At 69.1% G+C, this 24596-nt stretch carries 20 protein-coding genes and 1 pseudogene; 16 read left to right on the top strand and 5 right to left on the bottom strand.

Annotated features, from left to right (window positions below; genetic code table 11):
* Positions 1-28 precede the first annotated feature (28 nt).
* The 7 genes and pseudogenes from ACZ7L9_RS20640 to ACZ7L9_RS20610 all read left to right on the top strand — a co-directional run bounded on the left by ACZ7L9_RS20640 (position 29) and on the right by ACZ7L9_RS20610 (position 6646).
* Positions 29-346, top strand: coding sequence for a PAAR domain-containing protein (locus ACZ7L9_RS20640; RefSeq protein ID WP_471416739.1), 318 nt, complete (start codon positions 29-31; stop codon positions 344-346).
* A complete protein-coding gene (locus tag ACZ7L9_RS20635; protein WP_471416737.1) occupies positions 343-765 on the top strand; it encodes a GPW/gp25 family protein in 423 nt (140 codons plus the stop codon). The genes ACZ7L9_RS20640 and ACZ7L9_RS20635 overlap by 4 nt, the downstream gene beginning before the upstream one ends.
* Positions 765-2726: a putative baseplate assembly protein gene (locus ACZ7L9_RS20630; RefSeq protein WP_471416735.1), complete on the top strand. Its 1962-nt coding sequence runs from the start codon at positions 765-767 to the stop codon at positions 2724-2726. Before ACZ7L9_RS20635 ends, ACZ7L9_RS20630 begins: the two co-directional genes overlap by 1 nt.
* Complete coding sequence (locus tag ACZ7L9_RS20625) at positions 2723-3286, top strand: phage tail protein (RefSeq protein WP_471416733.1); 564 nt, start codon at positions 2723-2725, stop codon at positions 3284-3286. The genes ACZ7L9_RS20630 and ACZ7L9_RS20625 overlap by 4 nt, the downstream gene beginning before the upstream one ends.
* A gap of 4 nt (positions 3287-3290) precedes the next feature.
* Positions 3291-3356: pseudogene (locus tag ACZ7L9_RS20620) on the top strand (zinc ribbon domain-containing protein); the annotation flags it as partial.
* Between the two features lie 321 nt (positions 3357-3677).
* Positions 3678-4451, top strand: a complete 774-nt coding sequence (locus tag ACZ7L9_RS20615) for an NADase-type glycan-binding domain-containing protein (protein WP_471416944.1) — start codon at positions 3678-3680, stop codon at positions 4449-4451.
* Positions 4452-4750: 299 nt separating this feature from the next.
* Positions 4751-6646: an eCIS core domain-containing protein gene (locus ACZ7L9_RS20610; RefSeq protein WP_471416731.1), complete on the top strand. Its 1896-nt coding sequence runs from the start codon at positions 4751-4753 to the stop codon at positions 6644-6646.
* Positions 6647-6881: 235 nt separating this feature from the next.
* Here ACZ7L9_RS20610 and ACZ7L9_RS20605 read toward each other — a convergent pair whose 3' ends face one another.
* Entirely contained in the window at positions 6882-7658 is a 777-nt protein-coding gene (locus ACZ7L9_RS20605) for an RraA family protein (protein ID WP_471416729.1), read from the bottom strand.
* A gap of 142 nt (positions 7659-7800) precedes the next feature.
* On the opposite strand from ACZ7L9_RS20605, the gene ACZ7L9_RS20600 reads away from it, so the two are divergent.
* The 5 genes from ACZ7L9_RS20600 to ACZ7L9_RS20580 all read left to right on the top strand — a co-directional run bounded on the left by ACZ7L9_RS20600 (position 7801) and on the right by ACZ7L9_RS20580 (position 14575).
* A complete protein-coding gene (locus ACZ7L9_RS20600; protein ID WP_471416727.1) occupies positions 7801-9075 on the top strand; it encodes an alpha-L-fucosidase in 1275 nt (424 codons plus the stop codon).
* 365 nt (positions 9076-9440) lie between these two features.
* A complete protein-coding gene (locus tag ACZ7L9_RS20595; RefSeq protein ID WP_471416725.1) occupies positions 9441-10685 on the top strand; it encodes an ABC transporter substrate-binding protein in 1245 nt (414 codons plus the stop codon).
* Positions 10664-11584 carry a carbohydrate ABC transporter permease gene (locus ACZ7L9_RS20590; protein WP_471416722.1) on the top strand — a complete coding sequence of 307 codons (921 nt, stop codon included), beginning with the start codon at positions 10664-10666 and terminating at the stop codon, positions 11582-11584. Before ACZ7L9_RS20595 ends, ACZ7L9_RS20590 begins: the two co-directional genes overlap by 22 nt.
* Positions 11585-11597: 13 nt before the next feature.
* Positions 11598-12509 (top strand): carbohydrate ABC transporter permease, encoded by a 912-nt coding sequence (locus ACZ7L9_RS20585; protein ID WP_471416720.1) that lies wholly within the window; start codon positions 11598-11600, stop codon positions 12507-12509.
* A 71-nt stretch (positions 12510-12580) separates the two neighbouring features.
* Complete coding sequence (locus tag ACZ7L9_RS20580) at positions 12581-14575, top strand: right-handed parallel beta-helix repeat-containing protein (RefSeq protein WP_471416718.1); 1995 nt, start codon at positions 12581-12583, stop codon at positions 14573-14575.
* A gap of 59 nt (positions 14576-14634) precedes the next feature.
* Here ACZ7L9_RS20580 and ACZ7L9_RS20575 read toward each other — a convergent pair whose 3' ends face one another.
* The 3 genes from ACZ7L9_RS20575 to ACZ7L9_RS20565 form a co-directional block, all read right to left on the bottom strand.
* Positions 14635-15402, bottom strand: a complete 768-nt coding sequence (locus ACZ7L9_RS20575; protein ID WP_471416716.1) for a GntR family transcriptional regulator — start codon at positions 15400-15402, stop codon at positions 14635-14637.
* 68 nt (positions 15403-15470) lie between these two features.
* Positions 15471-16457 (bottom strand): acetylxylan esterase, encoded by a 987-nt coding sequence (locus ACZ7L9_RS20570; protein ID WP_471416714.1) that lies wholly within the window; start codon positions 16455-16457, stop codon positions 15471-15473.
* 122 nt (positions 16458-16579) lie between these two features.
* Positions 16580-17404, bottom strand: coding sequence for an amidohydrolase family protein (locus ACZ7L9_RS20565; protein ID WP_471416712.1), 825 nt, complete (start codon positions 17402-17404; stop codon positions 16580-16582).
* A 177-nt stretch (positions 17405-17581) separates the two neighbouring features.
* Between ACZ7L9_RS20565 and ACZ7L9_RS20560 the strand changes: the two genes are divergently transcribed.
* The 4 genes from ACZ7L9_RS20560 to ACZ7L9_RS20545 all read left to right on the top strand — a co-directional run bounded on the left by ACZ7L9_RS20560 (position 17582) and on the right by ACZ7L9_RS20545 (position 21985).
* On the top strand, positions 17582-19462 hold the full coding sequence (locus ACZ7L9_RS20560; RefSeq protein ID WP_471416710.1) for a DUF8034 domain-containing protein: 1881 nt from the start codon (positions 17582-17584) through the stop codon (positions 19460-19462).
* Positions 19459-20415 (top strand): aldo/keto reductase, encoded by a 957-nt coding sequence (locus tag ACZ7L9_RS20555; protein WP_471416708.1) that lies wholly within the window; start codon positions 19459-19461, stop codon positions 20413-20415. The genes ACZ7L9_RS20560 and ACZ7L9_RS20555 overlap by 4 nt, the downstream gene beginning before the upstream one ends.
* Positions 20416-20533: 118 nt before the next feature.
* Positions 20534-20938, top strand: a complete 405-nt coding sequence (locus ACZ7L9_RS20550; protein WP_471416706.1) for a GNAT family N-acetyltransferase — start codon at positions 20534-20536, stop codon at positions 20936-20938.
* Between the two features lie 258 nt (positions 20939-21196).
* A complete protein-coding gene (locus ACZ7L9_RS20545; protein WP_471416703.1) occupies positions 21197-21985 on the top strand; it encodes an IclR family transcriptional regulator in 789 nt (262 codons plus the stop codon).
* 67 nt (positions 21986-22052) lie between these two features.
* Here the strand turns inward: ACZ7L9_RS20545 and ACZ7L9_RS20540 are convergent, their stop codons facing one another.
* Positions 22053-24353, bottom strand: coding sequence for an FAD-dependent oxidoreductase (locus ACZ7L9_RS20540; protein ID WP_471416701.1), 2301 nt, complete (start codon positions 24351-24353; stop codon positions 22053-22055).
* Positions 24354-24596: the final 243 nt, after the last annotated feature.

Here is a 24596-nt window from a genome sequence, read left to right as displayed (position 1 = left end):
CCCTTTCGCAGCAAGGAGAACAGCGACCATGCCCCCTGCAGCCCGGACGGGCGACACCACCGTTCACGGCGGCCTCATCGGCACCCCGCCACCGGGTGCCGCGACCGTGGCCACCGTACTGATCGGCGGCAGGCCGGCGGCCGTCGTCGGCAGCCTGCACGTGTGCGTGGTCCCCCCGCACGCCGCGCTCGGGCCCGGGAACGTCATCCTGCCCAACCCCGCCGCCGCGGTCACCGGTCAGGTGCTGATCGGCGGCCTGCCTGCCGCCCGCATGCGGGACACCACCAGTTGCGGCGCGCTGATCACCAGCGGCGCGCCGGACGTCCTGATCGGGGGCCCGGTGTGAGCGGCGGCTTCATCGGACGCGGCTGGGGCTTCCCGTTGCGGGTCGGCCCCACGGGCGGCATCGGCATGGTCGAGCGGGACCAGGAGATCGAGGAGGCGATCGCGCTGATCCTCGGCACGGCGCCGGGCGAGCGGCCGATGCGCCCGGAGTTCGGCTGCGGCATTCACGACTACGTCTTCGCCCCCGGCGACGGCGCCACCGCGGGCCGCATCGCGCGCGAGGTCCGCACGTCGCTGGAGCGCTGGGAGCCTCGCATCGAGGTGACCGACGTGGTGATCGCGTTCGACGCCGTCGAGGAAGGCACCTTGTACATCGACGTGCACTACACCGTGCGTGCCACGAACGACCTGCGCAACCTCGTTTTCCCCTTCTACACCATCCCCTCCTCCGAGGGCTCCGAAGAAGCGGGAGTGCGCTGATGGCCCTGCCCTCACCCAACCTGGACGACCGGCGCTTCCAGCAACTCGTCGACGAGGCCAAGCGGTACGTCCAGCAGCGCACCCCCGAGTGGACCGACCACAACGTGTCGGACCCCGGGGTCACGCTCATCGAGACGTTCGCCTACATGGTCGACCAGTTGCTGTACCGGCTGAACCGGGTGCCGGACAAGAACTACTCGGCCTTCCTCGACCTGCTGGGCGTCACGCTGTTCCCGCCGACGGCGGCGCGGGCGGAGGTCGACTTCTGGCTGTCGGCCCCGCAACCGGAGACCGTGCTGCTCCCGGCGGGCACGGAGGTCGCCACCTCGCGCGGCGAGGCCGAGGAGGCGGTGGTTTTCTCCACCCCCAACAACCTGTCACTCGTGCCGAGTTCGCTGGTCCGGCTGGTCACCGCGCCGGTGTCGGGCGAGCCGACCGACCGCACCGCGCCGCTCGGTGCGGGCCAAGACGTCCCGTGCTTCCAGGCCCGGCCGGAGCCGGGCGACGCCGTGCTGTTCGGGCTGCCGACCGCCGTCCCCCGGTGCATCGTCGCCGTACGCCTGGACAGCCGCGTGGAGGGCGTGGGCGTAGACCCGCGGCAGCCGCCGCTGGTGTGGGAGGCGTGGGACGGTGCCCGCTGGGTGACGTGCCGGACCGGCACCGACAGCACCGGAGGGCTGAACAGGCCCGGCGAGGTCACCGTGTTCGTCCCCGCCGGGCACACCACGTCGGTGGCCGCGGGGACCCGGGCGGGGTGGCTGCGCTGCCGGGTCACCGCGCCGGAGCCGGGCCAGCCGTTCTACTCCGAGTCGCCGACGATCCGGGAGGCCGAGGTATTCACCGTCGGCGGCACTGCGGACGTGGAGCACGCGGAGACCGTCCTGGACGTTCCGCTCGGCGTCTCCGGGGGCGTCGCCGGCCAGCGGTTCTCCGTGAACAGGGCACCGCTGCTGCTGGACGGGGAGCCGCTGCTGGTCCAGGTGTCCACCGCGGATGGCTGGCAGGTGTGGACCGCCGTGGAGCACTTCGGCGCCTCCCTGCCGGACGACCGCCACGTGCGGATCGACGCCGTCACCGGCGAGTTCGCGTTCCCGCCCGAGGTGCGCGAACCCGACGGGACGATGCGCGCCTGCGGCGCCGTGCCCGAGAAGGGCGCTCAGCTTCGGGTCCCCCGCTACCGGACGGGCGGTGGCGCGGCCGGGAACGTCGCCCGGGGCGCCATCAATGTGCTGCGCAGCTCGGTGCCGTACGTGGCGAGCGTGAACAATCGTGAGGCGGCCCGGGGCGGGGTCGACGGCGAGACGGTGGAGAACGCGAAGGTCCGGGCGCCCAACATGCTCCGGGTGCAGGAGCGGGCCGTCACGGCCGCGGACTACGAGGTCATCGCCCGCGAGGCCGCTCCCTCCCTGCGCAGGATCCGGTGCCTGCCCGCCGCCGCGGGCGAGGGCGGTGCGGTGCGGGTCCTGGTGGTCCCCGACGCGGTCCCCGACGAGGGCGGAAACCTGCGGTTCGAGCAGCTGATCCCATCGGACCCGGTGCTCTCGGCGGTCGCGGCGCGGCTCGACGAACGGCGGCTGGTCGGGACCCGGCTGGTGGTGGAACCGCCCGCGTACCAGGGCGTCACCGTGGTCGCCAGGCTGGTGGCGTCCGGTGGGGAGGTGGACCGGGTCCGTACAGGGGCGCTCGCGGCACTGTTCCAGCACATCGACCCCCTGCGGGGCGGGGCGGAGGGGGCGGGGTGGCCGTTCGGCAGACCGGTGCAGTACGGCGAGGTCTTCGCGGTGCTCCAGAACGTGCGTGGGGTGGGCCTGGTGGAGGAGGTGCGGCTGTTTCCGGCGGACCCGATCACCGGTCGGCGCGGGGCGGCGCAGGAGCGGATCGACGTCGCCGCAGGCGCCCTGGTCTTCTCGCACCAGCACCAGGTCGTGGTCACCGCGGGCGGCAACGGTGACGGCTCATGACCAGAGCCGCGGTACCGGGGCTCGCCAGCCGCTACCCGATCGGCGGGCTGCTGCCCGCGCTGTACGCGGACGACGACCTGGCCCAGCGGTTCACCGCGGGCCTGGACACCGTGCTGGCCCCCGTCCTGTCCACCCTGGACAACCTTCCCGCCTACTTCGATCCGGCACTCGCCCCGGTCGACTTCCTGCCCTGGCTGGCGTCCTGGGTGGGAGCCGATCTCGATCCGGCTTTGCCACAGGAGCTACGGCGGGCCGTCGTCGCCCGTGCCGTCGAGCTGCACCGGTGGCGTGGCACCCGCCGGGGCCTGATCGAACAGCTCCGGCTCTGCTTCGGCCTCCACGCCGACATCCGTGACGGCGGAGGCGTCGCGTGGTCGTCGGAGCCGGGAACCGCGTTGCCTCCGGCGCCGACCGGCGAACTGCTGGTGCGCGTCTGGGCGCAGCACGGGGGCCCGGTGGACGCGAACCGCGTCCTGGACGTCGTCGCGGCGTCGTGCCCCGTACACCTCACGTGCCGGGTGGAGATCCTGCCGGGCCCGCCAGAAGAGACAGGAGACTGATGCGATGCGCTCGTGTCCGGCGTGCGGTGCGGCCAACCGCGAGGGTGACGAATTCTGCGGGAACTGCGGTTCCTATCTGGGCTGGTCCTCCCAGCCGCTGCGGAACCCTCCCGCCGCCGAGGAACCTGTCGGCCCGGCGGAACCGGAAGCCGAGCCAACGATCCGGGCTCCAGCCGTTCCCGAGACCGGTATCGCCCCGCAGACCGCAGACCCCGCGGCCGGGGCCCCGCCCTCCCCCCGTCGCGAGCCAACGGTGGAACCCACGCGGTTGCGCACACCGGAGCCTGCCGGACCGCCCCCCGGGGTGCCCGCGGCGGCGCCCGAACCGCCCCCGCAGCCGGCGCAGCCCGCCGCTGTCCTGCCGGAACCATCGGCAGAGGAGGACGTGCCCGTGGTTGCGGTGCAGCCGGCCAAGCCGATCGCCCGGCGCCCCGTCGTCAGGCCCGTGGCCGCGGAAGAGAACCCCGACGGGCCGCCGTGCCCGGCGTGCGGCACCCCGAACCTTCCGGGGCGCCGGTTCTGCCTGCGCTGCGCCGCACCGCTGCACACCCGCGAACAGCCGAAGCCGCTGCCGTGGTGGCGCACGGTGTGGCCGTTCCGCCGCCGCGTGCGGGGCGGATCGGGCCGGGCGCTGCGGCGGACGCTGCTGGTGCTGGCGATCGTCGGGCTGCTGTTCGCGGGTTTCCTGCTCCTGCCGGCCGGGCGCTACCTGTTCGAGGACGTGCGGGACAAGCTCGGTGGAACGGCGGAGATCAGCCCGGCCAAGGCCACCGCGAGCTCCCAGGCTCCCGGCCATCCGGCGACCGCGGCCATCGACGGAGTGACCAACACCTACTGGGGCGCACCCACGCTCGGCTCGTCCTTGACTTGTGTCTTCGACAAGCCGTTCCGGCTGGTCGGCGTCGTGGTGCACACCGGTGTGTCGACGGAGCCCCAGGAGTTCCGGCAGGGGGCCAGGCCCACTCGGGCCGATCTGATCGTCACCACGACGGACGGCGAGGTCCATGAAAAGGCGGTGACACTCACCGACAAGCCGGGCCCGCAGACGATACGGGCCGGCATCAGCGATGTCGTCTCCGTCCGGCTCGTGCTGCGGGCCGCGTCCGGCCAGGGCGAGGGGCGGCCCATCGCGGTCGGGGAGGTCGAGTTCTTCAAGCGCACGTGAGGCCGAGCGCGGCTCGGGGGCGGGCCGGAGCGGCGCCGCGCCGGTCCGCCCGGCCTTCCGGGGCGATGGACAGGATTTCCCCGCCCGCCGAACCCCGTGGTCGCGACCTGCGTGCTGTGCCAGGTCTCGACCGGGCCGGATCAGGGCGCCCTCGCCGCGGGCTCCAGGCCCCCACACTCTGCCCGTTTGCCCTCTCTTCTTTGCCTCTTAGCACCTGGATCAGGAGGCGAGGCGCCACGTATGCAGAAGGAGATACATTTCTACGCGGGAAGAGGACCCCCTTGCGCGATCACGACCACGTGAGATCGACCTCCGCGGCGACCTGGCATACACCGGCCCGCAAACCCACGGCGGACGAGCGGATGCCGCCCCAGGGCGTCCTCTCGCTGCAGAGCACAGCCGGGAACGCGGCCGTTGTCCAGATGCTCCGTCAGGCCGGGCATCCTTGGGCCCAGGAACAGCACCGGCACAGCGCGGACTGCGGGCATCAGCAGGCTGAGCAGCCCGCGGTGCAGCGCTCCGCCGTCCACGACGTCCTGCGCACCAGTGGCAAGCCCCTGGACGAGGCGACCCGGACCGAGATGGAGGCACGTCTCGAAGCCGACTTCTCCGACGTCCGCATCCACAACGGCAGCGCTGCCCGGGCGTCCGCCGCCGAAGTCGGCGCCCGCGCGTACACATCAGGCAGCCACGTCGTCTTCGGCGCCGACAGCACCGACAAGCACACCCTCGCCCACGAGCTCACGCACGTGATCCAGCAACGCCAAGGAGCCGTGACGGGGACGGACAACGGTGCGGGGCTGTACCTCTCACACCCGGACGACCGCTTCGAGCGGGCGGCGGAGGCGAACGCGGCGCGAGTGATGGCCGGCCCGGTACCGGACTCACCGGCCGCTCACGGCCGTGTGGAGCAGAACACGGCTTCCGGCACCGGTCCCGTCCTGCAGCGCCGCACCGCCACCTCGCTGCACGACCAGCTCGCGAAGGACGACCTGCCGGACAACGTGGCCGAGGCCGTGAAGCGGTACGACGGACTGACGGACCTGGAGCTCAATGAGCAGATAAGGGAACTGAAGACGATTCAGAACCTGCTGCCGAACGGCCCGGGCAGCATCCGCGACGTCGTGGAGAGCGAACTGAAGCACGTCGACGACGAGCTTGCGTCCCTCCGGAGAACGATGAGTACGCCGGACGGCCCCTACGACCTGATGACCCAGCAGGGACTTCTCTGGACGGACGAGGATTTCCCGATGAACACGACCGCCGTGGGCAGGACCGGCAGGCCCTACTTCGAGCAGCTCTCGGCCGGGAACCTCAAGGGGCTGCAGGAAGAGAACGCGAACATCTCGAATGACCTCGAGTGGTACAGGGGAATGCGGGGCGAGTTGGAGCGGGCTCTGAATGGGTTCGTGGTCCGCCACTACGCCCCGAAGGAACGAATTGAGGGCATACTCAGCGGCGGGCTGCAGTCGAGGGCGAAGCTCGAGACGGACCACGGTGGCGGCGCAAACAATACGGACACCTACGACGTTCACGCACTGGCCAACACGGGCTTCGTGTTCTTCTACATCGAAGCACCCGAGAGCGGCTTCCGGGGTTCTCGCTTCGGCAACGAAGCCCGAATATCCCTCGGACTGAAGGAGTCAGGACTGCTCAGCAATGGCTGGGTGATGCTCAGCGACTTCGCCGCGCGGGAGTTCCCGACGTTGCTGGTGGAACGTTCCGACCCTCCCGAGGTCCAGTCCCGCAGCAAGAACGTGAACCGGTTCCTCAAGGAAAACAAAAACTTCGCCAAACTGCGCGAGTTCAAACGTGATCCGAAGCTTGCGGAGCCCGAACCACCGCGTTCCATGACCGCCGAACGCCGCGTGGAGTCGAACAGGATTCGGACTCAGATAGCCGAGGAACCCAAATCCAGGCAGCGCTACACCGGGCCTCGGAAGTCCGTTCTGGAGCGCCCCGAGTTGCTCCACCAGAACCTGCTGGTCGGCCCGGACATCATCCCTGGCCTTGTCGAACGGCTCCTGGCCGACGTGGCCAGGATCAGTGAAGTGGATCCGCAGGCGGGAAAGACACTGCGCAGCAGGAGTGCGAAAGAGCTGGCACTCTTCCTGCTCAAGGACGTGGTCCGCCCGCAGGCCATGGTGCCGAACTCCGTACACATTGACGAGCAGAATATCGAGTACGCGAATTGACCACGGGCCTGCGTCCCTTTCCTGTGGGGGCAGGACGGGAGCGGCAAGCCGGATATTCTCCGAGTCCCGCCGCAAAGCGCCCAGCACCGGAACCACGACACGCGCGCTCAGCCGGGTCTGCCAAACGAACGACTCCGTTCCATGATTGGTGGTGCCGGTGAGTGTTCGTCACTGGACGGGCCTTCTCGTAACGGCACAGCAGCCCCATGGCACCGACCGAACAGTCCGGCGGGACTCAGGTGGCGGGCCGGCTCGCCAGGTACTCGGTCAGGCCCTCACCGGTGAGCGGGTAGTAGTCGGAAAGCCGTCCGCCCTCGTCGAGGCGGCGGCGCGCGAACGCCTCTCGGTCCTGGTGCAGCAGGGAGTCCTCGGCGAGCGGGATCGCGGTCCGTTGCGGCACGACGACGGCGCCGTCCTCGTCGGCGACGATCAGGTCGCCGGGCGTCACCAGGGAGCCACCGACGCCGACGGGCACGTTGAACGCGGACGGGAACAGCTCGGTCTGCGAGGCGTAGTGCGGGGTGACGCCGGTGCACCAGATGGGCACTCCGAGCGCGCGGACCCGGGCCGCGTCCCGCACCCGTCCGTCCACCACGATCCCGGCGCCGCCACGCAGCTTGAAGTAGCGAACCAGCATGTCGCCCAGGCAGCCGGTGAAGTGGCTGCCGTGGGCCGAGACGACGAGCACGTCGCCGGGCCGGATGGATTCGAGGACGCCCCACAGCGCGGTCTTCCGCTCGATGTCCTCCTGCTCCGCGCCATTGAAGACGTCCTCGCGCTGCGGCAGGAACTGCAGCGTCACGGCACCGCCGGTGATCTTGACGTCCGGCTCGCGGTGCAGCGGCACGGGGCCGTCGATGAACGTCCGGGTGATACCCATCTGATGCAGCTTCGCGCAGGCCGTCGCAGCGCTCACGTCCTTGAGGGCTTCCACCATCTGTGAGGTGGGTCGTACGTAGTCCGCGGTGTGGACCGGTGCTCGCATCGACTCATAGGTGCGGGTCTCCCCCACCGACGGCGTTTCCTGATCCCCAATCGGGTGCATGCACTTGCCTCTCCGCGCACTCTTCGCACGCAACGCCAGTGACATCATCGCCTATCGATGGTAGATAACAGCCAATCGATTAGTGATGTCAATGCGTCAGGAGCCCTCCGTGACCGGTGCTTCCACCGATTCCGCTCTTTCCACCGGATGGTTCGAGGCGGCACGCTTCGGCCTGTTCGTCCACTTCGGCCTGTACAGCCTGGCGGCTCGGCACGAGTGGGTGCGCAGCCGGGAGGCCATGTCCCAGCAGGAGTACGATCGTTACCTGCACCGGTTCGATCCCGACCTGTTCGATGCCAAGCAACTGGCCCGTACGGCACGGGAGTCCGGGATGCGCTATGCCGTACTGACAGCCAAGCATCACGACGGCTTCTGCCTGTTCGACTCGGAGCTGACCGACTACACCTCGGCGCGCGCGACGGGCCGCGACCTGGTGCGCGAGTTCGTCGACGCAATGCGCGCCGAGGGCCTGCGCGTCGGCCTGTACTACTCGCTGCTCGACTGGCACCACTGCGACTTCACAGTCGACGAGCACCACCCGCTGCGCGGCACCGCGGCCCGGCGTGAGCGCCGGGACATGGCGCGCTACCGCGCGTACATGGAGGGGCAGATACGTGAACTCCTCACCGGATACGGCCGGATCGACCTGCTGTTCTTCGACTTCACGTATCCGGAGAAGGGCCCCGAGGAGTGGGGTGCGCAGCAACTTCTGTCCCTGGTGAAGGAGTTGCAGCCCGGCATCCTCGTAAACGACCGGCTCGGCATACCCGGTGACTACGTGACGCCCGAGCAGTACCAGCCCGACCGGCCGCTTGAGCGCGGCGGCGAACGGGTGATGTGGGAGGCCTGCCACACGCTCAACGGATCGTGGGGGTACGACCGCGACAACCACGACTACAAGGACCCTGCATTGCTGGTCCGTATGCTGGTGCAGTCCGTCGCCTGTGGCGGCAACCTCATCCTGAACGTCGGGCCCACCGGCCGCGGCGCCGTGGACCCGCGGGCCCGGGACACGCTCCGGGCCATCGGCGAGTGGACCGAACTGCACGCGCGGTCCGTCCACGGCGCGGGACCGAGCACGTTCGAGGCGCCCGCGAACGCCCTGTACACGCAGTCCGGCCACCGTCTGTACCTGCACCTGCTGGCCTGGCCGCTCAAACACCTCCACCTGCCGGGACTGGCCGGGCGCGTGCGCTACGCCCAACTCCTGCACGACGGTTCGGAGATCCGCTTCCACGAGATGGACGGCACGCGGCACGAGCACAACAACCTCGCGCCGCCGAGCCAGTCGGCGGGCACCCTGACCCTGCCCCTGCCGATCGCCCGGCCCGACGTGCTGCTCCCGGTGATCGAGCTGGAGCTGGACACGACGACCAGCAGCTGACCCGGAGTTGGACTGACCACCTCATCCGCTGACGCTCACAGCCCGTTCCCCCGGGACTCAAGACCGCGTCTGTGTGCGGTGGTTGCTCATCGACGCACCCGACCGGAACCCGGCGGACGAAGACCAGAGGTTTGCGGCGGCAGCACCCTTGAACAAGCGAAGTGCCGCCCATAGCATCAGTAATCGATAGACGATAGTCATGGAGGCGAGACCCACTCCGTCTCCGTCGTACCGCGCCACCCCCCGCCGAGCGACCCATCCCAGCGACCTCGCCCGCGGCCCCCTCCCACCGCTGCTCCACCGGGAACTCCGCGGCTGAACGCCAGCTATCGATTATTCACGTCTACGCAACGGAGTGTGTCCAGATGAAAGCAATGTGGCGCCGTGCCTGCGGGCTCGCCGTGGCTCCCCTGGTGATGGCGTCCGCCGTCGCCTGCGGCGGCGGCTCCGACCAGGCCGCAGGGGGCACGACCCTCCGCGTCATTGTGAACATCACGCCGAACCTGACGGAGAAATACTGGAACGGCCTCTTCGACAAGTACGAGAAGGCTCATCCCGGCGTGACGATCAAGCTCGAACTGACCGGCACGATCTCGGCGGACGCGAAGCTGAGGCAGGACCTGGCCGCCGGCGATCCGCCGGACGTCGCCCAGCAGATCATTCCGACCGCCGACACCGCCTCGCTCTTCGCCGACCTGTCCGACCAGCCCTGGACGGCCAAGACGCCACTGGCCGACCAGTACGCCGTCGACGGCAAGCACTACGTGGTCGGTGTGGGTGAGCAGATCCAGTCCCTCGTCTTCTACAACAAGGCCGCCTTCGAGAAGGCAGGGCTCGACGCCACGAAGATCCGGACCATGGACCAGCTCACCTCGGCCATGGGCGACCTGAAGGGCGCGGGCTACAAGCCGCTGCAGACCGCCGGCCAGTGGGTCACCGGCTCCCAGTTCACGATGATGGCCGACGCGGGTGTGCTCACCGCAGACCCGGAGTGGACGGCCAAGCGCAACGACGGCAAGGTCTCCTTCGCGAAGAGCGACTACCTGCCCTACCTCCAGCACTACAAGAGCTGGATCGACAAGGGCTACCTGGACAAGAGCGCGCTCGGCCTCACCTACGCGGACGGCCAGACGGCCTTCCTGAAGGGCAAGTCCGCGATGTACATCATGGGTTCCTTCTTCGTGCCCGCTGCGGACCTCGCGAAGAAGAGCGACGACATCGGCGTGTTCACCATGCCGACCGAGGGGGCCTACCCGCCCGGCCAGTTCGGCAACATCTCGAACCCGTACGTGGTGGTGAACAAGTCGGGTCACAAGGCCGAGGCGATCGAGTTCGTGAAGTGGGCGACCACCGACCCCGAGGCCATCAGGAGCCAGCTCGCCTCCGACGGCAATCTGCGTGAGGGCGTCACGTACCCCATGTCCAGCCTCGGCACATCCGTGCAGCAGATCCTGGACAAGGCGCCTTCGGTGATCGTGAAGTCCGGCAGAAGCCAGCCGATCGCCGGGTTCAGCGACGAGCTCAACAAGCAGGTCCAGTCCCTGTACACCGGCTCGTCCCCCGAGGACGCCGCCGACGGATTGGACAAGTGGTGGAACTCGCAGGGCTGAACACGGGACTGAAGCAGCGGCGCAGGGCGCGGCTGCGGGAGTCGGCCATCACCCTCGGGATGATGGGCCCGGCCGTCCTGCTCTACACCTTGATGACCGTGCTGCCGGTGGGAGTCGCGGTATATCTCAGCCTGACCGACTGGGACGGCTTCTCCACCGCCACGTTCACCGGGCTCGACAACTACAAGCACCTGTTCGACGATCCCAGTTCGACGGACGCCTGGTACGTGACGGCGCTGATCGCCGTGGCCGGCACCGTCCTCATGGTGGGCCTGGGGCTCGTGTACGCGCTCGCGCTCAAGGGCCGCTCGCGCACGAACTCCTTCTTCCGGGCCGTCGCCTACTTCCCGCACGTCATCAGCGCGCTGATCCTCGGCTATCTGTGGGCGGCGATCCTCGGCACCAACGGCGCCATCAACAACACACTCGCCAAGTTCGGTGTCGAACCGCTCGGATTCCTCTTCGACGAGCAGTTCGCGCTGATCTCGCTGATCGCCGTGATCGTGTGGGCCGGGTTCGGTTTCAACGTGGTCCTGTTCGTGGCCGCCCTGCAGACGGTACCTGCCGAGCTGCTCGAGGCCGCGGCGATCGACGGCGCCTCCAAGCGCCAGATCAATCTGCGGATCGTGATCCCCATGATCGCGCCCGTGGTGACCGTGGCGACGGTGCTGAACCTGGTGGGTCTCATCCGGGCGTACGACATCGTGGTCAGCCTCACCGGCGGCGGTCCGGCCGGGTCGACGCAGACATTCACGTACCTCATTCTCGCGCGGTCCTTCGAGGGCACCAAGGTCGGATACGCGACCGCGCAGGCGGTGTTCCTGATGGTGGTGTCCGCCGCGCTGGCTCTTCTCGTGACGGCCCTGCGCAACCGTCAAGACAAAGCTGCTACAGGTTAGTTAGGAGCCGGTGGTGGTCATTCCAGAGGCCGAGGTCCGCGACAAGCCGAAGGCTTCGCCGACCAGAGGTGACGACACGGGGCAGACGGAGCGCAGGGAGCCCCGCTCGCCCGTGCGGTGGGCCCTGCTCGGCGTGCTCTTCGTCGTCATGATCGTTCCGATCTACCTGCTCGTGGTGAACGCATTCAAGTCGCAGCAGGACATCCTCGACAACCCGTTCTCGATCCCACTGGGCGGGCTGACCTTCGAACACATGTCGGCCGCGATCAACAGCCCGCAGTTCAACGTCATCGGCGGCTACGGCTTCACACTGTTCCTCGTAGTGGTCGTGGACGTGCTGTGCATCCTGCTCGCGGGCCCCGCCGCGTACGCGATCGCGCGCAGCCTCAAACGGCGTACACAGCTGGTGCTGCTGTACTTCCTGGCCGGAACGTTCATCCCGGGCGCCGCCGTGATCATCCCGGTGATCTATGTACTGCGCGAGATCGGCCTGGCCAACACGGTGACCGGTCTGGTGGCGCACGATGTGGCGTCCACGCTGCCGGTGAGCATCTTCTTGTTCGTCGGCTTCATCCGCACCATCCCGGTGGACATCGACAACGCGGCGACGATCGACGGAGCGGGCCGGTACCGAACCTTCTGGGCCATCATCTTCCCTCTGATGCGTCCTGCGGTCGTCACCGTGCTGATCCTCAACTCGATCGGGATCTGGAACGACTTCGTCTCCCCACAGATCCTGCTCAGCCCGTCCTCCGGGCACTACACGGTCACGACAGCGATCTACGCCGGCATCAGCCAGTACTCGACCGACCTGACGAAGGTGTTTCCCAACCTTCTGCTCGCCGTCGCGCCCGTCGTCGTCTTCTTCATCCATATGCAGCGCCACATCATCAGCGGTCTCACCGTCGGCGCTGTGAAGGGATGAGTCGTGAAGGGACGGCCGGGCCCGACGTTCCCCCTCCGAGAATGAGCCGAGAGAAGAGAAAGGACCACGGAATGCCGAGGAGAAGGAGGCCACGGTCCCGCAGGGGACCCTGGTCCGCAGCCGCCCTGCTCACATCCCTGACCGTGGTGGTGGCCGGTCATCCTGCCGCCGCCGCCCATCCGGTCAAGTCCCGTTCGGGACAGACCTATTACGTCGCGTCATCCGGCCAGGACACGGCCGGCGGCAAGAGTCGCGAGAAGCCGTTCCGGCACATCCAGAAGTGCGCCGATGTGATGGTGCCGGGTGACACCTGCCTGATCCTGTCCGGCACGTACGAGGAGACCGTCGTGCCGCGCCGTTCCGGCACCGCCGAGCTGCCGATCACATACCGCGCCGCCCCGGGCGCGCAGGTGACGGTGAGCGGTGCGTCGAGGATCGGCGGCTTCGAACAGGTCACCGCCGCCGATGTCACCGAGATCGCCGAGGCCGACCCGTTCGCCGAGGACTCGCAGTTCAGCGAGGCGGTGGCGGCTGGGCACATCTACAGCACGGACGTCGACCTCGGCACGGACGTGAGCACCGTCCAGGTGTTCACCGACAAGCAGTCGGGTGTCGAGGCCCAATGGCCCTATCCCGGGCTCGATCTGCTCGGTCCCACGCTCCAGTACGCCGGTGCGGGCAGCGCGGACGCCACCATCGCCGACCCGGCCCTGACCCGCCCGGCGGGGTACTGGGACGGTGCGCGGGCCCTCACCGGCTACTGGTACGTCTCGGCCACCACCACGGTGAAGAGCTCCGCCACCGGCTCGGTGACGCTGGACGCGGCTCCGCCGTGCGTCCACAAGGTCGTGCCCACGGAGACCCGGTATGCACTCTCCGGGAAAATCGGTGAACTCGCCCACCCCGGCGAGTGGTTCTACGATGCCGCCGCCAAGCGCCTGTACATGTACGGCACCGACGATCCCGCCGGCCGCACCGTCGAGGCCAAGCGCCGCACCCTCGGCTTCGACCTGACGAACACCAGTCACACGACGGTAGACGACATCGGCCTGTTCGCCACGACGATCCGGACGGGTGCCTCCAGCACCGGCGTCACACTGGACGGCATCAAAGGCCAGTACCTGTCGCACTATACGGACATCACCCGGGGCGCGACGGACTGCGGCAGCACGGTCACTCGGGGCGTCGGCGACACCGGCATCATCCTCGACGGCACCTTCAACAAGATCGTGAACAGCGATCTTTCGCTGAGCGCTGGAAACGGCATCGCGCTGCGCGGACAGAACAACACCGCCACGGACAACGTGATCCACGACGTGGACTACATGGGCACCTATGCTGCGGGCATCGCCGTCCAGGGCAACAGCCAGACAGTCACGCACAACACGATCTCCCGGGTCGGCCGCAGCGGCATCAACCTCCAGTGGAACGAGGTGGCCGGGCTCACCCCGGGCAAGGACCTGATCGCGTACAACGACATCTCGGGGTATGCCCGGCTGAGCCTCGATGTCGCCGCGATCTACACCTGCTGCAGTGCGTGGATGATGGGCACGAACATCGACCACAACGTGCTCCACGACCCTGCGCCGACCACGACCTCCACCACGTTCGGAATCTCGGGAATCTACGCGGACAACGGCCAGAGCGATCTCGTGATCGCGAACAATGTGGGCTGGGGCAACCGGGAGGGCACGGTGATGCTGAACGGTCTGGGCACCGGATCGCACAACAACGGCGTCTACAACAACACCGGCGGGATGACGCTGTTCTATGTGAAGGAGCCGGGCCAGTCGACCGGCACCGAGATCTACAACAACGTCGGCACGATCCGGGGCCTGAACGGCGCCACCGACGGCGGGCTCGCCCTGTCCAACAACCTGCCCCCGGAGGCCGATCCGCTGTTCGTCGACGCGGCGAACCACGACTACCGGCTGACCGCCGAATCGCCGGCTCGCAATCAGGCGATTCCGCTGCCGGGTATCAATGACGGTTCCACGGATGCAACACCGAGTCTGGGTGCCTACCAGTACGGGGCACCCAAGTGGACCGCGGGCGCCCGTCGGTAGCCCCGCAACACGGCCATGGGTCCGATCCGGAATTCCGGATCGGACCCATGGCCATTTGATCATTTCGACTTCGTCGCTGTCTTCCCGGCTGCCGTTCTCCTCGCCGTGGCGGCCTTCTTCCGCGGCTTCTTCGCCTTCCGTGCGTCCGGTACGGGCCCACGCCCGGCGGCGTGCTCGGCGAACGCCTCGGCCGCCTTGTCGGGCTCCCGGGCCCGCAACAGGCCGACGAGACGGCCGTGCTCGGCGGCCATCGCGTTCCAGTCGCCCTCGAAGAGCGGGTCCGAGATGGCTCGCAGGGTGCGCAGACTCGGCTCGATGACCTCCCACATCCGGGCGAGGAACGGATTGCCCGCGAACTGGCTGACCAGGGTGTGGAACTCTATGTCGGCGTCGCGGAAGCCGCTGACGTCGCTCGCGGCGACCGCCTCGTACATCCGCTCCACCAGCGCGTCGAGCTGGGCGAGCTGCTCCTCGGTGATGTGCTCGGCGGCGAGCTGAGCGGCAAGGGCCTCCAGCGGCTCGCGCACCTGGCGGGCGTACTCCGCGTCCTGCGAGGAGATCTCGACGACGAAGTGGCCGCGGCGCGGCACGTGTGTGAACAGGCCCTCGCGGGCGAGTCGCTTGACCGCCTCACGCACCGGGGCCTGGCTCACGCCGAGCCGCCGCGCGATCTCGGATTCGACCACGCGGTCGTTCGGCGCGAGATCGCCCTCCACGACGGCTTGGCGGAGCAGTTCGTACACCTGGTCCGAGATCAGGGTCTTGCGGAACCGGTCCTTGTTGGTGGCCAGCGTGGAGACGAATCCACCCGACGCGTTAGATGCCATGAATTCCCAATCCTACGCCGGAGCACGTGAGTTGAATCACAATACGCGCCCGTCTTCTCCCGATGGAATCACACCGAGGTTTTCAACTGCCGGGCCATCCATTCCAATTTGACGACCTCATGGGCGGGCCCGCCGCCTTCGTGGTCGTTGAACGGATAGGCCCGTATCTGCTTGTCGACCTGATCCACATTTCGCTGGGCGCCGTAATGGTTGAACGCCGCATACACCGTGGAGGGCGGGCAGATGCGGTCCATCAGGCCGACCGAGAACAGCGTCGGCGCATTCGCCCTGCGGGCCAGGGAGGCGCCGTCGAAGTAGGACATGGTGCGGCCGACCGTGGCCGCGTGCTCGCGGTGCAGCTTCACGAACTTGGCGACCTCGACGTACGGCGGCGTGTCGGTGATCGTGGTGGCGCGCGGGAAGTGGCACAGGAACGGCACGTCCGGCATGACGGCCACGAGGTCGGGGACGAGGCCCGCGGCGGCGAGCGCGATCCCGCCGCCCTGGCTGGTGCCGGTGACCACGACGCGGGTCGGGTCGGCTTCCGGGTGCGTGCGTGCTGCGGCGACGGCGCGCACCGCGTCGGTGTACAGGCGCCGATAGTAGTAGCGGTACGGATCGAGCACGCCGCGGGTGAGGAAGCCCGGCGCGGCGATGTCACCGGTGGCCGGGTCGGGGTCGGGTGTTTCGGCGCCCTGGCCGCGGGTGTCCATGACGAAGTGCGCGTAACCCGCGTCCGCCCACAGCCGCTTCTCGTGCGGGGCGCCACGCCCACTGCCGTAGCCCAGGTACTCCACCACGACCGGCAGCGGGCCGGTGCGGGTCACCGGCAGATGGAACCAGCCGCGCACGGGGTGACCGCCGTAGCCGGCGAAGGTCACGTCGAAGGTGTCGATCGTGGCGAGCCCGTTGTGCACCGGCTCGAACGTCGCGGCAAGGTCGAACTCCTCCTGCTGCGCGAGCGTCTTCTGCCAGAACGCGTCGAAGTCGCCCGGCTCGGTGAGGGCTGGGCGATATCGATCCAACTCGTCCTGGGACAGGTCGAAATGTGCCATGGGGCATCTCCGCTGAGGTCGGGACCGACTCTCGGCGAGGCGGAGTCGGTATCTGTTCATCGCCTATCGATCATCGAGGGAATCGAACCAGGGGCGTTCGAGCACTGTCAACCACGCATCGGTCAGCCGCCGAGGCCGTACACGCGGACCGCGGTCGTGTGCAGGACCCGTTCCTGTTGATCGGCCGTCAGGTGAGTGAGTCCGAGGCGGGACGTCGCGAGCGATTCGGCCCGTGAGCCGCGGGTCAGGCAGATCGGCCAGTCGGAACCGACGAGGCAGCGGTCGGGCCCGAACGCGTCCACGACGTGCCGCACCATGTGCGCGATGCGCCGTGGCGTCACCCCCTGCTGCTGGGTGAGCAGCCCGGAGATCTTCGCCACCACGTTCGGGCTCGCGGCGGCGCTCTCGACGTCGCGGAACCACTCCCCCGCCGCCTGCGTGCGCAGGTTCGGGGGGTTGCCCAGATGGTCGACGACGACGGTGAGCCCGGGGTGTCGTGCGGCGACGTCTGCGGCAGCCGTCAAAGCCCCCTGATGCAGGTTGAGTTCGAGCACCGGACCCGTTTCGGCCAGCACGGGGACGAGCGCGCGGGCCGACTCGGGGGTGCCCGTCCACGAGGTGCCGCCGAGCCGCATCCCATTGGGGCGGAACTCGCCCGACTCGCATAGGAAGGCGTGGAAGAGGTCGGGCCCGCCCTCGCCGTGGACATGCAGGTTGGCCACGTAACCGGCGACCAGATCCGGGCGGCGCCGGCGCAGTTCCCGCAGCGCGAGCGTCTCTCCCGCATCGCCGCGCGACGCCTCGACCAGGACCGCCCCGGTCAGATCGAGACCCGCGCCCGAATGCTCCAAGTCGTCCTCACCGAAGGCGCGATGATGCCCGCTGCCCGGCCGGATCCACTGGAATCCCTCGGTCGGATCCCACAGGTGGACATGGCAGTCGATCACGGTTCTCCTCCCCTTCGGGGCTTGTCGGGACCGCTCCGGAGTATTGACACGCCGGCTCCCCTCCCCTGAGTCTAACCATCGGCTATCGATGGGCGATTGTTAGTTCCGTACGTGACGAGGGTGCAGGTGTTCCCGATGCTCAGGCCTGAACGATCCGGCGGCGCGCGCACAACGGGCGTGGCGCACGGACCTCTGCTGACCGCGACCCGGCGCGTCACCGAGGTCCCTCAATGGGCGCTCCTGGAAAGGCAGTTGTTCGCCGCGCAGGACAAGGCGTGGCGGCTCTTCGCGGACCGCTACACCGAGGACGACGGCCGTCTGGTCTTCCGCGACACACTCGGGCAGGGCATGGACGGCCGGGACGGCGTGGACGACTTCTACGAGCCGTTCTTCAACTGGCCGACGCTGTACCTGCTCGGCGGCAGCCCGGAGTTGCTGACCGCTTCGCGGCGGCACTGGCGCGGAGTCACCGCTCAGCTCACCGAGATGGGCATGCTCGTCGACGGTCTGGAGCGCGGCTACGACTGGTTCCACCAGGGCGAGGGGCTGCTCCTCTTCTACGGCCTGTGCCTCGCGGACCCGGATGACGCGGAGCTGCGCGAACTCGCCTGCCGTTTCGCCGACGTCTATCTTCCCGGCGGCCCCAACTACGACCCCGGGCACCGGGTCCTGCGTGCCCCGCACAACGGCGCTGCGGGGCCGCGCTTCGGCTTCAGCGACGAAGAGCCGTACTTCCCGTGGAGCCTGGCCCTGCGCCCATACGGTCTGCCGCTGGACGGGATCGACGGCGTCACGTCCTTCGACGAGCTGTCCGCCTCGCCCGAGCGCGCCCGCGCGTACGGCCGCGCGATGTGGGACCGGATGGGCCGCGGTGACACGATCGTGAACCTGTCCGCCACCGGCCTCGCCGCCAACGCCTTTCTGCTCAGTGGAGAACGGCGCTACGCGGACTGGGTGGCCGAGTACGTCGGCGTGTGGCAGGAGCGGCTCGCGGGCCGCGACGTCGTGCCCGACAATGTGGGCCTGAACGGTCTGGTGGGCGAGTATCTGGACGGCCGCTGGTACGGCGGTCACTACGGATGGTCGTGGCCGCACGGCCTGTCCCCCGTCGGCAGCGCCACCGTCATCGGCGCCACCAACGCGACACTCCTCACCGGGGACCGGGGCTTCCTGGACCTCGCCCGCAACCCCCTCGACGTGGTGCTGCGCCACGCCGAACAGCGCGGTGCCGACCGGATGGGCACCCTCGGCGAGCGCTGGGAGCCGCACCTGCGCGCGATGACGGCCGAGCACACCCTCATGGTGCCGCAGCGGCACAACGACTCCGGCTGGTTCGACTTCACCGTCATGCCCGGCCAGCTCCCGGTCTCGCTCTGGCACTTCAGCCGCGAGCAGGCCGACCGGGACCGGATCGAGCACCTGCGCGCCGAATCCCACTGGGACTGGACCGCCGTGCACACCCAGCGCATCAAGGACGAGGCCGGTCACGAGGAGCCCTGGTACGAGTTCCTGCACGGGCGCAACCCGCACTTCCCCGAGCGGATGCTGCGCAGCGCCCTCGCGAGTTGCGCCGAGCGGGTCGAGGCCATCAAGAACGACACCGTCGACCCGGCTGTCGGCCCCGACGTCCTGGACATCCATCACTGGCAGCACCTCAACCCCGTGGTGACGGAAGCCCTTTTGCAGCTGACGACCGGCTCCCCGCAGGTCCTCTACAACGGCGCCCTTGCCCAGCTGCACGTTCGCTATCACGACGCGGACGCCCGCCGCCCCGGCCTTCCGCCGGACGTCGCCGCGCTCGTGTCCGACATCCGTCCGGACCACACGGTCGTGGAGCTGGTCAACCTGGGCGGCGCCGCGCGCTCCCTGCTGGTGCAGGCGGGTTCGTTCGCCGAGCACCATGTCGCCACCGTCCGCATGGATGACAGCCCCGAGCAGCCGGCCGACGGACCGTACTGCCGCATCGGCCTCCCCGGGAACACACGGATCCGGCTGACCCTGACCATGACGCTGCGCGCGAGTCGCGCGGCCTGTGCCTCCCCGTGGGAGACGGCATGACCGACAGCGCCGCAGCGAACCGGCTGCCCTTCGCCCTGCCGCGTATCGGCATCGGCACCGCTCCCCTGGGCGGGCTCTTCGAAGAGGTCACCGAGCAGGACGCCGCCGCGACCATCGAGGCCGCGGCCGAGGCCGGGATCACCTACTTCGACACCGCGCCCCGCTATGGACACGGCCTCGCCGAGGAGCGCCTGGGCCGCCTGCTCGCCCCGGCCGGGGTCACCGACCCGGTGATCTCCACGAAGACGGGCTGGCTGCTGCGCACCCGGCCGGACGGCTCCCCCGGAGAGGTGATCACCAACTGGACGGAGCGCGGCATCCGGGAGTCCCTGGAGGCGAGCCTGACCCGCCTGGGCCGCTCCAGCGTCGACATCCTGTATCTGCACGACCCGGACGACTACCCGGACGAAATACGCCGCACGGCCTATCCGGCGGTGCGCAAACTCCGTGACGAGGGGCTGATCGGGGCAATCGGATTCGGCATGAACCACAGCGGCCCGCTCGCCTCGTACGTGGCGGAGTTCGAGGTCGACGTCGTGCTCATCGCAGGCCGTTTCTCGCTCCTCGACCACGAGGCGCTCACCACACTGTTGCCGCTGTGCGCCAGGACGGGCACCGCAGTGGTCGTCGGCGGGGTGTTCAACACCGGTCTGCTGGCCGACCCGTCTCCCGGCGCCATGTTCAACTACCGGCCGGTGCCCGCAAAAGCGCTGGAGCGGGCGCGGCAGTGCCGGAGCCTGTGCGACGCGTACCAGGTGCCGCTCCCCGCGGCCGCCATCCAGTTCCCGCTGCTGCATGCCGCCGTCGACTCGGTCGTCCTCGGCTGCCGTTCGGCGGCCGAGGTGACGGCGAACGCGGCGGCAGCCCGCTTCCCGGTCCCGGACGAACTCTGGCAGCGGCTCGCGGAAGCCGGGTTCGTACCCGAGCAGATGCTGGACGCGCACTCCGGGTAGCCACCGCTGGTCGACCACGCGGCGAGGCGCGCCTGCGACACTGCTGTCGGCGGTCGTGCCTCGCCGCCGCGTTCCCGGACCACGGATGTGAAACGGCGTTGCGCCCCGTGGGGCCGACATGGATGCTGGCGTCGCAGAGCAGTTGGAGCGTGCCCGGCCGGGAGAAGTCGACTACCTTGCGGTTTGCCCTGCAACGGATATTCCCGTGGCGAAAGGTGGAGTCGACTACCGAGTCAAGGAGGGTGTCGGCACTCTGTGGCAGCTGGCGGTCCATCCCGCATTGCAGTCGTGCGGGATCGGCACGTTCCTTGTGGAAGCCGCAGAGCGGCGCATCAGGAACCGCGGTCTGTGGCAGGCCGAGCTCGGTGTGGAGGAGAGCAACCCCCGGGCTCGAGCGCTCTACGAATGGCTGGGCTACGTCGCATTCGACCGTCAGCCGGACTCGTGGGACGAGCAAGCTCCGGATGGGTCGTTGCGCCGCTACGAAACGATGTGCACGTTGATGCGCAAGGACCTCTCGTAGGTTCGGCCACCTCCGGCGGCGAGTGGCCGGGTTCAGTGCACGCCACGCCTGCGCTGACGCCCGAGCCGCAACTCGTGGAAATTTCGACACCCCCGCGACTCGGACATCACCACCACGTCAGCCCACGCACCATCTCCCGCGGGACGGTGCATGCCGGGATCCGGTCCGCCGCGAGCCGGTGGATCTCAGGGACATCCCCCAGGTCGACGCGATATGCTGATGCAGATTGTGCAAGCGATTTGCAAAATGAGGAGGGTCATGGCTACGCGGGCGACCGATGCCGGGACGAACCAGAGCGTCGAACGAGCGGTCTCGGTGTTGCGCGCACTCGACTCCGGCCGCGCCGAACTACGCGTCTCCGACGTCGCCGAACTCACCGGACTGGGGTCTTCCACCACCTCCCGTCTCCTGTCCACTCTCGAGCGCCTCGACATGGTCGAACGCGACCCGGTCAGCAACCTCTACCGACTCAGCCTCGGGATTCTCCCGCTCGCCGCCACCGCGACCAATCGCCACCCCGTCCACCGTGCGGCCCGCATGGTCCTCCAGGACCTCGCGACCCGCACCGGACTTGGGGCCAATGTCGCCGTCCGACGGGATACCGAACTGATGTTCCTGTGCAATTTCGAGGGGACCCGCGCTCCCAAGTCCTACACGCAGGCCGGGCACACCGCTCCGCTGCACGCCACCAGCATCGGCAAATGCCTTCTCACCGGCCTCACGCCCAAAGAGCGCCGCAAGCTGCTTCCCGAGCCGCTCGCAGCACACACCGACTACACGACCACCAGCCACGACCTTCTCGACACCGAGATCGACACCGTCCGCCGCACCGGCTACGCAATCGAAGCCGAAGAACGCGCCCTGGGCCGCGCTTCCCTTGCCGCGCCCGTCCGCGACGCCTCGGGTGACGTCGTCGCCGCCATCTCCCTGTGGGGTCCGGCCTCCCTCCTCGGCAGCCACACCGAAGCCGACGGGCAGCGGCTCGCCCTCACCCGTGAGGTCATCGAGGCGGCCGACGCCATCAGCCAAGCACTCGGCGTCCTCTGAATCACGCCGCTAAGGGGCCCGGTGAAGGCTGTTCGGCCTTCACCGGGCCCCTTGGGCCCTAGGGCCTCTATGCGCAGTACGCCTTGAACGCGATCACGTGCGCGTGGCGCGCCCCGTGCGTCGCATCCACCACGAGCCGCAGCGCATCGGTGCGCAGGGGCCCGCCGTCCGCACCGCTCAGTCGGTGCACGCGGTGGCGGCGGCGGTTGCCCTCCACCGTCAGCAGCGTGCGCCAGGTGCCGTCGGACTCGCGGCTCTGGATGCGGTAGTCGCGGACCAGTTCCGGCATGACCTCGAACGGGGTGCGGTGGCGGTGCAGGTTGTTGAGGTACTCGTCGACGTCGTCGTCGAACACCACGCGTGTTTCGGTGAGCTGCCGCTCCTCGTCCCAGTCGAGGCGCAGCCATTGCCCGGCCCGGTCCGGGTCGGGCAGCGGCTCGGACGACCACATCTGCGGTCCTCCGTAAGCGCGTTGGAATCCGCCGACGGCCCGCTCGGGCAGGAAGGCACCGGTGTCCGGAGTCGCACGGAAGCCGAAGGTGCGGCGGCGCAGGCCGCGGGCCTGCCATTCCAGGACCAGCTGGCCGTCCTCCTCCGGAATGTCGTGGTCGACGGCCGCGTCTCCCTCGACCCTGCATCGCAGCGCGAGGACACCGTCGGTGCGCTCGGGAACGAGGACCAGCGCCGCGCCCGGGCAGGCGCGCACGATCAGGACGACGTTCTCCGGGGCGTCCGGGCGGTGGCCAAGGCGGGCCGTGACCCAGTGGGGTCCGTCGGCCGGCACGGTCACCGTGGTGGTGAGCAGATGGTCGACGGGGACCGCGTTCTCGGGGCGGCCGGTGCTCCACAGCTCCACGGTGAGTTCGCTCGTCGGCTCGTCCGGGACGCCGTGGACGAGCAGGTCGACCGTGTCGAGTGCGGGGTCCACCGGCAGCAGCAGCGCGAGGTCGCGGGTGAGCGGGTACGGCTCGCCGGGTGCGGTCGGCGTGGGTTCGGCCGCCAGGCGGCTCAGGTGCGAGGAGGCGCTGACGCGGGCCGTGCGCGCCAGGTTGTCGGGGTCGTCGTCGCACAGGCCGATGACCGAGGCGTCCTGCCGAAGCAGGGTACGGCGCACCAGCTCAGGGTGGCTGGCGGCGAGTTCGCGCGGGGTGAGGCCCTCGGCGACGCACAACGCGGCGGCCGTGCCCGCGGCCTCGCCGAGCGTGGCACAGGTGGCCATGACGCGGGTGGCGCCGAAGGCGATGTGAGTGGCGGAGATGTTGCGCCCGGCGAACAGGAGGTTCCTGACGTTCGCCGAGTACAGGGAGCGCAGCGGGATGTGGAAGATGCCGTCCGCGTAGCGCTGGCGGGCGCCGGGCTCGTCGGCGTACATGCCCTGCACCGGGTGGAGGTCCACGGACCAGCCGCCGAACGCGACACGGTCGGCGAACTGTCGCTGCTCGAGGATGTCCTGCTGGGTCAGCATGTGGTCGCCGAGGAAACGGCGGTACTCGCGCTTACCGGGGAGGCTGCCGACCCATTCCAGGGTCAGGTTCTCGGCGTCCGGGAACTCGCCGGAGTTCTTGATGTGGTCCCAGATGCCCATGATCACGGCCTGGAGCTCGTCGCGGATGCGCTCGTTGTCGTGGACGGTGTCGAGCTCGCCGCCCCACTCGATCCACCAGTAGTCACAGCCGTTGTCCCCGGTGCGCAGGACGCGGTTGCGCAGGATGGGCGTGGTGGTGAGGTCGCGGGCGCCGGCGGGCGGCACGAACTTCACCGGCCGGCCCGTGTCCTTGGTGTGGAACAGGATTGTCGACCCGAGCAGCGCCTCGTCCTCCTCCTCGGGTGCCCAGGGCTCGCCGAACTCCGCTCGCGCCTCGCGGCCGATGCGGTAGCGGGCGCCGGCGAGGTGGCCGAGCAGGCCGTCGCCGGTGCAGTCGAGGAACTGCCGCGCGTGAAACGTGATACGCCGCTCGGAGCCCATCATCCAGCCGGTGCAGGAGTGCACCTCGCGTGCGTCGTCCGGGCCGCTCGCCTCGACCTCCCGTACGTCGGTGTTGAGGTACAGGTCGATGTTCGGCTCGGCCCGGACGGCGTCGAGGACCACCTGGTCCCAGTAGTACGGATTGCCTTCGGGGTTGCGGAACTGGTTCTCGGTGTACAGCTCGCCCATGATGCCGGTCTCCCGGGCCCAGCGGTGCACGCCGTGGGCGGTGGCGCCGCAGACCCAGACACGGACCTCGCTGCTGGCATTGCCGCCCAGGACGGGCCGGTTGTTGACCAGCGCGACGCGCCGGCCGAGCCGTGCTGCGGCGATGGCCGCACAGGTCCCCGCCAGACCGCCGCCGATGACGGCGATGTCGTAATGGACCTCTTCTTCCCGCACGGTGCGGCCTCCTTGGTGTGAAGCTCGGATTCTCTCCGCCATAGCGGAGCAGCCATGAACGTACATCACATGCATATTGTGCAACCACTGTTCAGTCAGTGGGATGTGCTGTAGGTTTCCAGCGCAGCCGACGACATCGTCGCCGCAGGCCGACGCCCAGCTCATGGCAAGTGCGGCGACTTCGCCGGTCCTGCACAGAACCGGCGATTCACTCACCAACAGGGTTGACGCCGTCGCACGATA

This window comes from Streptomyces sp. NPDC111516 (assembly GCF_055635345.1).
This window is presented reverse-complemented; position numbering and strand designations above follow the sequence as displayed.

Excerpts from the sequence above, each read along its gene's own strand:
- ACZ7L9_RS20640 (WP_471416739.1), top strand. The coding sequence starts at position 29 with ATGCCCCCTGCAGCCCGGACGGGCGACACCACCGTTCACGGCGGCCTC.
- ACZ7L9_RS20630 (WP_471416735.1), top strand. The coding sequence starts at position 765 with ATGGCCCTGCCCTCACCCAACCTGGACGACCGGCGCTTCCAGCAACTC.
- ACZ7L9_RS20550 (WP_471416706.1), top strand. The coding sequence starts at position 20,534 with ATGGATGCTGGCGTCGCAGAGCAGTTGGAGCGTGCCCGGCCGGGAGAA.
- ACZ7L9_RS20625 (WP_471416733.1), top strand. The coding sequence starts at position 2,723 with ATGACCAGAGCCGCGGTACCGGGGCTCGCCAGCCGCTACCCGATCGGC.
- ACZ7L9_RS20570 (WP_471416714.1), bottom strand. The coding sequence starts at position 16,457 with ATGGCACATTTCGACCTGTCCCAGGACGAGTTGGATCGATATCGCCCA.
- ACZ7L9_RS20580 (WP_471416718.1), top strand. The coding sequence starts at position 12,581 with ATGCCGAGGAGAAGGAGGCCACGGTCCCGCAGGGGACCCTGGTCCGCA.
- ACZ7L9_RS20545 (WP_471416703.1), top strand. The coding sequence starts at position 21,197 with ATGGCTACGCGGGCGACCGATGCCGGGACGAACCAGAGCGTCGAACGA.
- ACZ7L9_RS20575 (WP_471416716.1), bottom strand. The coding sequence starts at position 15,402 with ATGGCATCTAACGCGTCGGGTGGATTCGTCTCCACGCTGGCCACCAAC.
- ACZ7L9_RS20595 (WP_471416725.1), top strand. The coding sequence starts at position 9,441 with ATGAAAGCAATGTGGCGCCGTGCCTGCGGGCTCGCCGTGGCTCCCCTG.
- ACZ7L9_RS20555 (WP_471416708.1), top strand. The coding sequence starts at position 19,459 with ATGACCGACAGCGCCGCAGCGAACCGGCTGCCCTTCGCCCTGCCGCGT.